At 32.8% G+C, this 12,233-nt stretch carries 9 protein-coding genes; 6 read left to right on the top strand and 3 right to left on the bottom strand.

Annotated elements, in window-relative coordinates:
• Both KA468_RS09050 and KA468_RS09045 read left to right on the top strand, forming a co-directional pair.
• Positions 1 to 998, top strand: a 998-nt coding sequence (locus KA468_RS09050; RefSeq protein WP_291242622.1) for an efflux RND transporter periplasmic adaptor subunit, incomplete at its 5' end; no start/stop codon positions are given.
• Positions 999 to 1,079: 81 nt separating this feature from the next.
• Positions 1,080 to 4,544 (top strand): efflux RND transporter permease subunit, encoded by a 3,465-nt coding sequence (locus KA468_RS09045; RefSeq protein WP_291242621.1) that lies wholly within the window; start codon positions 1,080 to 1,082, stop codon positions 4,542 to 4,544.
• 59 nt (positions 4,545 to 4,603) lie between these two features.
• Here the strand turns inward: KA468_RS09045 and mscL are convergent, their stop codons facing one another.
• The 3 genes from mscL to KA468_RS09030 are packed head-to-tail and all read right to left on the bottom strand — an operon-like array spanning position 4,604 to position 8,103.
• A complete protein-coding gene (gene mscL, locus KA468_RS09040) occupies positions 4,604 to 4,978 on the bottom strand; it encodes a large conductance mechanosensitive channel protein MscL (protein WP_291242620.1) in 375 nt (124 codons plus the stop codon).
• 51 nt (positions 4,979 to 5,029) lie between these two features.
• Entirely contained in the window at positions 5,030 to 7,462 is a 2,433-nt protein-coding gene (locus KA468_RS09035) for a bifunctional UDP-N-acetylmuramoyl-tripeptide:D-alanyl-D-alanine ligase/alanine racemase (RefSeq protein WP_291242619.1), read from the bottom strand.
• A gap of 44 nt (positions 7,463 to 7,506) precedes the next feature.
• Positions 7,507 to 8,103 carry a thymidine kinase gene (locus KA468_RS09030; protein ID WP_291242618.1) on the bottom strand — a complete coding sequence of 199 codons (597 nt, stop codon included), beginning with the start codon at positions 8,101 to 8,103 and terminating at the stop codon, positions 7,507 to 7,509.
• A 181-nt stretch (positions 8,104 to 8,284) separates the two neighbouring features.
• On the opposite strand from KA468_RS09030, the gene KA468_RS09025 reads away from it, so the two are divergent.
• The 4 genes from KA468_RS09025 to recJ all read left to right on the top strand — a co-directional run bounded on the left by KA468_RS09025 (position 8,285) and on the right by recJ (position 12,183).
• Positions 8,285 to 9,235, top strand: coding sequence for a hypothetical protein (locus KA468_RS09025; protein ID WP_291242617.1), 951 nt, complete (start codon positions 8,285 to 8,287; stop codon positions 9,233 to 9,235).
• 77 nt (positions 9,236 to 9,312) lie between these two features.
• Positions 9,313 to 9,990: a 16S rRNA (cytidine(1402)-2'-O)-methyltransferase gene (rsmI, locus tag KA468_RS09020; RefSeq protein ID WP_291242616.1), complete on the top strand. Its 678-nt coding sequence runs from the start codon at positions 9,313 to 9,315 to the stop codon at positions 9,988 to 9,990.
• Between the two features lie 10 nt (positions 9,991 to 10,000).
• Positions 10,001 to 10,315 (top strand): HopJ type III effector protein, encoded by a 315-nt coding sequence (locus tag KA468_RS09015; RefSeq protein WP_291242615.1) that lies wholly within the window; start codon positions 10,001 to 10,003, stop codon positions 10,313 to 10,315.
• Between the two features lie 173 nt (positions 10,316 to 10,488).
• Positions 10,489 to 12,183: a single-stranded-DNA-specific exonuclease RecJ gene (gene recJ / locus KA468_RS09010; protein WP_291242614.1), complete on the top strand. Its 1,695-nt coding sequence runs from the start codon at positions 10,489 to 10,491 to the stop codon at positions 12,181 to 12,183.
• Positions 12,184 to 12,233 lie beyond the last annotated feature (50 nt).

The raw sequence follows: 12,233 nt of genomic DNA, 5'->3' as shown, positions 1-12,233 counted from the left end.
TAGAAAAAATAGATGCAGCATTACTTAAAGGTAATAAAGCACCAGAATCTGAAGCATTGGTATCGGTAGTAAAGGTTAAAGACACTGTTTTCAATCATTATTTAGAAATTCAAGGAAATGTAAATACAAAAGAAAACATTTTAGTACAACCTGAATTCAGTGGAACTTTAACCACTTTAAATGTAAAAGCGGGACAACGTGTTTCAAAAGGTCAAATTCTTGGTAAAGTTGATGATGCAGGAATGAGTCAGCAATTAGCTAGTATTGAAAATCAATATGCGTTGGCTAAAACCACTTTTGAAAGACAAAAAAATCTTTGGGATAAAAAAATTGGTTCTGAAATTCAGTTTTTACAAGCGCAAGCTCAAATGATTTCTGCCCAAAAATCAGTAGCACAAATGCGAGCTCAAGTAGCAAAAACCGTAATTCGTGCACCATTTTCTGGAACTATCGATGAGGTTTTTGTAGAAAGAGGACAAGTAGTGGCTCCTAGCCCACAAGGATTAATGCGTATTGTAAATTTATCTAATATGTATGTGTCTACCACTGTACCAGAAACGTATATTGGTAAATTGAAACCAGGAACCGAAGTTGATGTATTTTTAACATCATTAGGAAAAACCTATAAAGGTAAAGTACGTCAAGTTGCAAATTTTATCAATCCAAGCAACAGAAGTTTCGGTATAGAAGTAAGCGTTCCTAATCCAGATAATTTATTACGTCCAAATCAGGTTGCTAAACTAAAAATTATTGATTACACCATTAACAATGCCATTGTAGTGCCAACAAACGTGGTACAAGAAGATGGAGAACATAATAAATTTGTTTTTATTGCAACTAATGTAAATGGAAAATCAGGTGTAGCCAAAAAAGTACTTGTAAAAGTGGGTAAATCTTCTAACAATGTAACTGAAATTTTAAGCGGCTTAGCTGCAAATGATGTAATTATTACCGAAGGTGTAAATAACATCGCTGAAGGAATGAAGCTTAATTTCTAAAATATAATTGTTTCAAGTTTAAGGTTTCAAGCTGTTCTCAAAACGCTTAAACCTGAAACTTGAAACCTGAAACAAAAATATATGTCACATAAAAACAAAGAATTCGGAATATCGAGTTGGGCTGTAGACAATCGAGTTACAGTATATATCTTAACATTGCTTATTGTTATTACAGGTGTCATCGCCTATGTAACAATGCCTCGTGAAGATTTTCCAGAAATTATCGAAAATAAAGTATACATTTCTTCTGTTTTCCCAGGAAATTCAGCTGAAGATGTGGAGAAATTAATAATTAAACCACTTGAAAAAGAAGTTAAAAATATTTCGGGAGTAGAGAAAATTACGTCTAATTCGTTTCAAGATTACGGAATGATTATTGTCGAATTTGCAGATAATGTTACCATTGAAGATGCAAAAACTAAAATTAAAGACAAAGTTGACGTAATTAAGGCAGATACCGATTGGCCTAACTTAGACAACGGAAGCAAAGTAGAACCAAGTGTTTTCGAATTAAATATTTCGGAGGAAGTGCCCATTTTGAACATCAATTTAAAAGGAAGTTACACCACGCAACAACTTAAAAAATATGGCGAATTGCTTCAAGACGATATTGAAGAAATTAAAGAAGTCAAAAAAGTTGATATTTTAGGAGTAGATGATAAAGAAGTAGAAATTGCTGTTGATATTTTCAAAATGACGGCAGCTCAAGTTTCTTTTGACGAAATTCAAAATGCCGTGAAGTATGAAAATATGACGCTTTCGGGCGGAAATTTAATTTCGCAAGGTTCTCGTAATAACATCCGAATTGTAGGTGAAATTAAAGATCCTAAAGAATTAGAAAACGTAATTGTAAAATCTTTTGGAGGAACGGTTTATCTAAAAGACATTGCCGTTGTAAACTTCAAAGAGAAAGAAAAAACAACCTATGCTCGTGAAAAAGGGCAAGAAGTGGTAATGTTGAACGTAAAAAAACGTTCCAATCAAAACATGATTTCTGCGATTGAGCAAGTAAAAGAAAAATTAGAAAAAGCAAAAGAATCATATTTACCTTCTAATTTAACCATTGAACTTTCTAACGACCAATCTTCTCGTGTAGAGCATCAAGTGGACGAATTATCTAACCATATTATTTTCGGAATTGTATTGGTAATGATTGTCTTAATGTTTACGATGGGATTAAGAAACTCATTGTTTGTAGGAGCAGCTATTCCGCTTTCGATGTTAATGGCGTTTACCATTTTATCGGCATTTGGGTTAACCTTAAATACGATGGTGCTTTTCGGATTGGTAATGGGATTAGGAATGCTTGTGGATGACGGAATTGTAGTGGTCGATAACGTATTTGCCAATATGCAAAAAGGAATGGATAGAGTATCCGCTTCAAAAATTGGAATTGGCGAAATCGCTTGGCCGGTAATTTCTTCTACAGCTACCACTTTGATGGCGTTTTTACCATTTGCATTATGGCCTGGAACGATGGGAAAATTTATGAAATATTTCCCGATAACCTTAACGGTTACGCTTACGGCTTCGTTATTTGTAGCGATGGTAGTAAATGCAGCTATGACAGGTGGTTCAATGGACACTGAAGACAGAAATGTAACCAATAAATCAGCAAAATTATATACGATTATCTTTAGTGTGGTTGGAATTGTGTTTGTGTTTTTAGGTCACTTAACCGATTCTACGTTTGCAAAAGCGATTGGGCATTTAGCTATTATTTCCTTAGGGTTAATGTGGTTGTATAAAATAAAATTATACCAATGGACGCAAGATTTTCAGTACAACTTTTTCCCAAAAATGGAAAACAAGTATAAAAATTTCTTAGCTAAAATTTTAACTGGAAAAAGAGCTTGGTATGCATTAGCAACGATTATTGGAATGTTATTTTTCTCGTTTGCTTTACTAAAAATTTTCCCAAGAAAAGTATTATTTTTCCCTGATAATATTCCAAATCAAGTAATTACGTATATCGAATATCCACAAGGAACCGATATTGCAAAAACCAATAAGGCAACTTTGTTTGTTGAAAAACAAGTAATTGCTATTTTGGATAAATATGTAGATCCAACTGAACCAAAGAAAAATTACCTAGCCGAAAGTATTGTTTCGCAAGTGGGAGTAGGTGCTGGAAATCCAAATGTAGATGCGGGTTCCGCTTCAGAAACGCCATACAAAGGAAAAGTAACCGTAAATTTCTCGGAATATAAATTTAGAAATGGTGTAAATACCACGGAAGTTTTAGATGAAATTCGTGCGAAAGTAAAAGGTATTGCAGGGGCAACTGTTACCGTTGAAAAAGATGCCAACGGACCGCCAGCTGGATATCCAATTAGTGTGCAATTAACAGGTACCGATTATCAAGAAATGTTGGTAGAAGCTGATAAAATGATTGCTTTTATCAATTCGAAAAACATTCAAGGTATTGAGCGTTTAAGTGTGGATGTAAACAAAGAAAGTCCAGAATTAGAAGTAAAAGTAGACCGCGTTAGTGCAGGAAGCTTAGGTGTTTCTACAGGGCAATTAGGATTTAATTTACGTCGTTCGGTGTATGGTCAAGAAATTTCTACCTATAAAGAAGGGGATGATGACTATAATATTACGATGCGTATGCAAGACGACCAACGTAAGAATGAAGACGTATTGTTTAATCAATCCATTACCTTCCGAAATCAGAATAACGGTCAAATGATGCAAGTGCCTATTTCGGCAGTTTCGCAAACCAATAAAACCACCACATATAATCAAATCAAAAGAAAAAACCAGAAACGTATCATGACGGTGTATTCTAATGTTTTGACAGGTTATAATGGTGATGAAATTACGAAACAAATTGCATCCGAATTAAAATCGTATAAATTTCCGAAAACGGTGAGTTATTCGTTTTCTGGAGTACAAGAAGAACAGGGCAAAAACCAAAGTTTCTTAATGTACGCCTTATTTTTAGCGTTAGCCGGAATTACGATTATTATCGTGTTACAGTTTAATTCGGTTTCTAAAACTATGGTAATTTTATTTACGGTTTTATTGAGTTTTAGTGGTGTTTTCTACGGATATGTAATCGCCAATATGGATTTCGTTATCTTAATGACTATGATGGGAATCATTTCGTTAGCCGGAATTGTTGTGAAAAACGGAATTGTATTAATGGACTTCTTCGTCTTATTATTAGATAAGAAAGTAGCGGAAAACAAATTGCAAAGCCACGACGATTTATCACTTGAAGAAATAAAAGATATCATTATCGAATCGGGTAAAAATCGTTTAAGACCTGTATTATTAACGGCATTAACCGCGATTTTAGGATTAATTCCATTAGCTATTGGATTGAATTTTGATTTCTTTGCATTAATTACAGAATTTAATCCACACTTATATATGGGTGGTGATAACGTAATTTTCTGGGGACCTTTAGCGTGGACCATTATCTTCGGATTAACTTATGCAACGGTTTTAACTTTAGTAATGGTTCCCGTGATGTTCTACTTGGTAAAACGAGTGAAATATTGGTTACGAGATAGAAAAGCAAAAAACATAATGGATTAATTTTTAGTCTGCAATAAAAAAAAGCTGTTTCGAGAGAAACAGCTTTTTTTATGTGAAGTTTATTTTTTTAATAAATCTCTAATTTGAGTTAGAAGTTCTTCTTGTGTTGGTCCAGAAGGTGTTGGAATTTCTTCTTCGGTTTTTTTAATTTTATTAAGTGATTTTACCATTAAAAAAATCACGAAAGAAATCACTAAAAATCCAATCACTGCAGCTAAAAACTTACCGTATAGTATTCCGCCATCAGTTTTTAAAAGCGCTAAATCTGCTACGTTTGCTGCTTTTAAGGCTGGGTTTAGAATGGCTGGCGTAATTACATCATCAACGAGTGATTTTACAATGCCACCGAAAGCACCTCCAATGATGACTCCAACAGCTAAATCCATTACATTGCCTTTCGCAATAAAATCTTTAAATTCAGAAATAATTTTCATATATGTTAAATTTGGTTACACGAAGTTATACAAAAAAATTAAAAAGTAGGTTTAATTTTTGTAGAAAATTCTTTTTACACGCTGCGAAATGCTGGTTAAAATTTCATACGGAATGGTATCGCAAACGCTTGCTATTTCTTGTACGTGCGGGTTTTCGCCAAAAATTATTACTTCATCGCGTTCTTCACACGGAATAAAAGTAACATCAACCATAAGCATATCCATACAAATATTTCCTAAAATGGTGGCTTTTCGGTTGTTAATGAGTACATATCCTTTTTCATTTCCCCAAGCACGTCTAATTCCGTCTGCATATCCAATAGGAATTGTTGCAATTCTCATTTCTTTTTGCACTACAAATTTTCTACTATAACCAATACTTTCGTTTTCATTAACGGTTCTTATTTGCGAAATAATACTTTTTAAAACACTAACATTTTCCAACGAAATTTGCTCTTCTTCAGAATTGCCTACACCATAAATCCCAATTCCCAATCGCACCATTTCAAATTGATATTCTGGGAAATTAAAAATTCCGGAAGTATTTAAAATATGTCGAATAGGTTGAATATGTAAAGTAGTAGAAATTTCTATAGCAATGGCCTCAAATTGTTCAATTTGTTGCAAGGTAAACGCTTTAAAATCAAAGTTGTCTGATGCCGCTAAATGCGAAAAAATACTGGTTACTTTCACAAAATTATTGTGTTGTAATAACGTAATTAATTCTGAAACTTCCGATTTTTCAAAACCTAAACGATGCATTCCGGTATCAATTTTTAAATGAATAGGATATCTGTTGAGGTTTTTTTCTTTTGCCAATTCAATAAAGGAAGTGATTCCAGAAATAGAGTACATTTCGGGTTCTAAATTATAAGCAATCATAGCTTTATAGCTGCTAATTTCAGGATTTAATACCATAATTGGGGTAGTTATCCCTGCTTTACGCAAGGCGATTCCCTCATCGGCGAAAGCCACGCCCAAGTAGCTAACTTTTAAATGCTCCAATTGTTTAGCAATTTCATAGCCACCATTACCATAACCAAACGCTTTCACCATTACCATAATTTTGGTCGTGTTTTCTAGTTTTTGTTTATAAAAATTATAATTAAATGTTAATGCATCAAGGTTGATTTCTAATACCGTTTCATGATTTTTTTCTTCTAATAAAACTACAATTTCATCAAAGTTAAAACTTCTAGCGCCTTTAATTAAAATGGTTTCGTTTTTAAACGAATCGGTATTAAATTGCTGTAAAAATGCCTGCGTGTTTGCAAACGAAATCACATTTGGCACATCTTGAAAATACTTTCCAATGGTTTCTCCGATGGTAATAATTTGTGTAATATTATTTTGTTGTAATAATTTGATTACATTACTATAAAGCTCATTTAAATTTAAGCCGCTTTGAAAAATATCCGATAAAATGATGGTTTTTTTCTGATGTAGTTTTTGCTGATCTAAAAAATCCAGTGCAATTTTTAACGATTGATAATCGCTTGAAAAACTGTCATCAATTAACAAACAATTATTAATTCCTTTTTTGGCTTGAAGTCGAATTTCTATATTATATAATTTTGAAATTCTTTCTTTAATGTTCGAAATAGAAACTTTTAAATACAGTAATGTACAAATACAAGTTATCGCATTTTCAATAGAAATTGCATCTGTAAACGGAAGTGAAACTTCAAAAATTTCGTTTTTATATTGAATTTCTAAAGAAGTTTTTAGGTTGTTTTTTAGTATCGATTGAATAAAAACGGTTGCTTTATTATCTTCAAAACTCCAAGTAAAGGTAGGAATGGTAATGTGTTTTTCTATCCAATCGTTTTTCTCTAAAATTAGTACTTCAGCTTTAGAAAATAACTGACATTTTTCGATTATTTTTTCTTCAACTGTAGTAAAACCTTCCTGATGTGCGTTCCCTAAATGAGTAAAAATTCCAATATTCGGCTGAATAATTTCTGCTAAATGTTGCATTTCGCCTTTTAATGAAATTCCGGCTTCAAAAATGCCTAAGGTGTGATTTTCATTGATTCCAAATATAGAAAGCGGTACACCAACTTGCGAATTAAAGCTTTTAGGACTTCTAACAACAGAGTAATCTGGACTTAAAAGAAAATTCAACCATTCTTTTACAATTGTTTTTCCATTACTACCTGTAATTCCGATAGTTTCTATTTGAAATTGATTTTTATAGGCTTTTGCTAAATTTTGTAAAGCGACGGTAGTGTTTTCAACTAAACAAAAATGAGCTTTTCCTTTCACATTTTCGGGAATATATTCCACTACAAAATGCTGCACCCCTTTTTCAATTAAACTTTCAATAAAAATATGTGCATCATTATTTTGGCCTTTCAAACAAAAAAATAAAGTAGTATTTCCGTTTTGTAAACTACGACTATCAATAGAAATATGCTCAAATTCCATCTTAGAATTAGAGAAGTTTATATCGGCTTCGTGTAATATGTTTGATTTTACTACCATTTTCACTAATTAATTTGTGTAAATTCGTGCAATTTGTGTTTAATTTACTTTTCTTTTTCTTTTTCTTCACGCATCGCTTTATAATAAGCGGCTCTGCTTAAAGGTTCGTATTCTTCAGTTTCGCCCAGCATTACTAATTTTTTATCATCCGATTTTCTAAAACTATAATTGGCTAAATTACCAGTTCTGGTGCACACTGCGTGAACTTTTGTAACATATTCTGCAGTTGCCATAAGTGCAGGCATTGGTCCGAAGGGATTGCCCTTAAAATCCATATCCAAACCGGCTACAATTACTCTAATGCCACTATTGGCTAAATCATTGCAAATTGTAATTATTTCATCATCAAAAAACTGGGCTTCATCAATACCTACAACATCGCAACCTTGAGCTAAAATTCTAATATTTTCTGCAGCTGGAACTGGAGTAGAACGAATTTCGTTTTTATTGTGTGATACTACCATTTCATCATCATATCGAGTATCTACAGCAGGTTTAAAAATCTCCACTTTTTGTTTGGCAAATTGTGCACGTTTTAATCGTCTAATTAATTCTTCTGTTTTACCTGAAAACATAGAGCCACAGATAACTTCTATCCAACCAAATTGTTCTTCCTGATTTACCGTATTTTCTAAAAACATTTTTTAATCTAAATTAATTAACTTCAAGATAAAGGTATAAAAATATGTGTACATTTATGTTGAAAAAAAAATTGTAAAAATACTTTCTACAAGAATTTATACACATAATTTCTTTTACCTTTGTAATTATAACAAAAATATAAAAATCAACGCTATAAAAGTTCAACACAAACAAAAAGTTATGAAGAAAAAAATTGAAGGCGAATTAATTAGCATTGCGCACCGTTTATTAAAATTAAAAAATCATACAGAAACCATACAATTACTTGAGGAAGTAAAAAAATTATATGAGCAATTAGCGCTGTTAAAATTTTATGAAGCGAATACCGCTTTGGTAAATGAAGAATTTTCTGAAGAATTTTTTGAGGAAAAAGTAGCGAAAATTGTAGTTGGAACTATTGAGGTTGAAGACGAAGAAGAAATTCATATTGAAATGGCTTCAAAAGAGCATATTGCACAAATTGAAGAAGAACTTTTTGAAAAAAACGATATTTCTCACGAACTTTTTCCAACAAAAGAAATAGAGGAGATTGTAAAAGAAGAAATACTATCTGAAAGTTTTGATGAAGAGCTTATTGAAGAATCACAAGTTGAAGAAGTAATTGAAACGCCAATTGAGAAGAAAGAAATTACGTCTAATCCTGAAATTATAGGCACAAAAGTGTCTAAACAAATTTCAATGGAAGATATTTTAGTTCACGATTATCAAGATACGTTTTTTGAGAAAAAAGAAACTACAAATGAGCCAACTTCTGATAATTCAGAACCCATAACAGAAGAGGAAATTATTGAAGAAATAAATAATGAGGTAAGTAGTGAAGTTGAGCCAATTTCAGAATCAACTCCAGAAGTTGAAATAGAAATTGTGTCGGAAACAAAAGAAGAAATTCCAGTTGTAAACGGAAAAGCTATTGTTTTAGGATTGAATGATAAAATTGCTTTTGAGAAAAATTTATTTGCTGGAAACGGCGACGATTTAAACAGAGTATTATCTCAATTAAATACTTTTACAAATTGGGAAGAAGCAAAATCTTTTGTGTTAGATTTTGTAAAACCAGATTATAATAATTGGGAAAATAAAGAAGAATTTGAAGTACGATTTTTAGAAATTGTAGAAAATAAATTTAAATAAATAGTGCTTTATTAAACACAGATTCACAAAAAATAATCAGTGAAAATTTGTGTAATCTGTGTTTTAAATTGTTTTAAATGAGTAAATTATACATAGTTCCTACGCCAATTGGCAATTTAGACGATATGACTTTTCGTGCCATTCGCGTGCTCAAAGAAGCCGATTTAATTTTAGCTGAAGACACACGTACCAGCGGAAAATTGCTAAAGCATTTTGAAATTACTACACATATGCACAGTCACCATATGCATAACGAACACAAAACGGTAGAAAATGTAATTGCTCGAATAAAAGGCGGCGAAACGATTGCATTAATTTCCGATGCGGGAACGCCAGCCATTTCCGACCCTGGATTTTTATTAACTCGCGCTTGTGTGGAAAACGGAATTGAAGTAGATTGTTTACCTGGAGCGACAGCTTTTGTTCCCGCTTTGGTAAATAGTGGTTTGCCGAATGATAAATTCATTTTTGAAGGTTTTTTACCCGATAAAAAAGGCAGACAAACACGTTATTTGGCTTTAGCCGAAGAAACCAGAACTATGATTTTATACGTTTCTCCACATAAATTAAACAAAACGTTAGCAGAATTTATTCAGTATTTCGGTGCTGACAGACCAGTTTCTGTTTCCAGAGAAATTTCAAAATTGCACGAAGAAACCATTCGTGGAACAGCCGAAGAAGTTTTAAAACACTTTGAAGCAAAACCGGCAAAAGGCGAAATTGTGGTTTGTGTTGGGGGAAAGAGTTTAAAATAATCAGTTAAAAATGAAAAATCTACTCAACAAAAAATCTTTCCCAGAAACCATCACTTACATTGATGAAAACTATACGTTCACACCAACAGGTTTCAAAAACGGAAATCAATTAAACAATGCTGGTGAAAATAATGGTTCGTGTAAAATTTTTGCATTTGCTCAAACGCAGCAATTTACCAAAGAAGAAACGTTATCATTATTCGGAGATTTCTACCAAGATGTTTTAAACTCACCTGACGCCACCGACCATCAAAATATTAGAAACTTTATGATTTTTGGTTGGGATGGGATTCATTTTGAAGACGAAGCGTTACAAGCCAAATAAAAAGTAAATCTTAGCGAATTAAACTATTTTTTTGCCACGGATTATATGATTTGCACGGATTTAATCCTTATAATCTGAGAAATCAGTGGCTGAAATTAAAAATATTTATATCTTTGTTATTCAATACTATAAGCCAAAAATCGTAAATCACAAACCGTAAATCCAAAATCACTATGCGTTGGAATCTAAAATCAAAGCCAGAAAAAGAAAAAGTACAAGCCTTACAAAACGCCCTTCAAGTAGATGAAATCATCGCTACTTTATTAGTTCAAAGAGGAATAGAAACCTTTGAACAAGCCAAAACATTTTTCCGTCCCACTTTACAAGATTTGCACAATCCGTATCTAATGAAAGATATGGACAAAGCCGTTTCTCGTATTGAAAAAGCCATTGCCAATAACGAAAATATTTTAGTTTTTGGCGATTATGATGTAGATGGAACAACCGCTGTTTCTTTAGTTTCGAGTTATTTGCGTAGTTTTTATCCGAATGTGGCGACCTATATTCCAGACCGATATAACGAAGGTTACGGTATTTCCTATCTCGGAATTGATTATGCCGAAGACAATGATGTTTCCTTAATAATCGCACTCGATTGTGGAATAAAATCGATTGACCACGTGAATTATGCGAAAGCAAAAAACATCGATTTCATCATTTGCGACCATCACCGACCTGGCGATATTTTACCAGATGCCATTGCAGTTTTAGATCCAAAACGCGAAGATTGTTCCTATCCTTATGACGAATTATGTGGTTGCGGTGTCGGATTTAAATTGATTCAAGCGTTAGCCGAAAACAGAAACCAAACCATTCAAGATTTACTTCCTTATTTAGATTTGGTAGCGACTGCCATTGCTGCAGATATTGTACCAATTACTGGGGAAAATAGGGTTTTAGCCAAATTTGGTTTGGAAGTCATAAATACCAATCCGCGACCAGGAATTAAAGCCTTAATTCAAAATGTAAAGAAAAAAGTCTTAACGATTACCGACGTGGTTTTTATCGTAGCTCCAAGAATTAATGCTGCCGGAAGAGTGAAACACGGAAACGAAGCGGTTGCACTATTAACCGAATACAATTTAGAACAAGCGGAACAATTTGCTTCTGAAATTGAGCAACACAATTCTGACAGAAAAGAATTGGACAAACAAATTACTAAAGAAGCGTTACTTCAAATAGAAGAAAACAACGAGCAAAACCGATTTTCAACGGTTGTATATCAAGAAAATTGGCACAAAGGCGTTATCGGAATTGTGGCTTCACGATTGGTTGAAAAGTATTATCGTCCAACGATTGTATTTACTAAAAGTGGCGATAAATTAGCTGCTTCGGCACGTTCTGTAAAAGATTTTGACGTGTATAATGCGTTAGAAGCGTGTGCCGAACATTTGGAACAATTTGGAGGCCATATGTATGCTGCAGGAATGACATTGAAAGAAGAAAATTACGAAAAATTCAAAGCAGCTTTTGAAAATGAAGTCAAAAAAACCATTCATCCCGATTTATTAATTCCTGAAATTTCTATAGATTTAGAAATGAATTTTTCGGATCTTGATGAAAAATTTATGCGCATTCTAAAACAATTCGAACCCTTTGGGCCAGAAAATATGACACCAGTTTTTATATCTAAAAACGTAAACGATTCGGGTTATGCGAAAACATTGGGTAACGATGCCGAACATTTAAAAGTCTTCGTGAAACAAAATAATTCGCCAAATTTTAATGCCATTGGTTTTGGACTTGGAGAAAAAATAGATGTTGTAAAAAATAGAAATCCGTTTGAAGCCGTTTATGTTTTAGAAGAAAACGAATGGAACGGAACGGTTAGTTTGCAATTGCAATTGCGTGATGTAAGAGTCAATTAAAAGTAAAAAGTAAAAAGTAAAAAGAACCAAGTAAAATAAGCATTAAATAA

Origin of the sequence: Flavobacterium sp. (genome assembly GCF_017985075.1) — a bacterium.
Lineage (GTDB): Bacteria > Bacteroidota > Bacteroidia > Flavobacteriales > Flavobacteriaceae > Flavobacterium.
The sequence above is the reverse complement of the archived record's forward strand: the minus strand, read 5'-3'. Positions and strand labels throughout refer to the sequence as shown.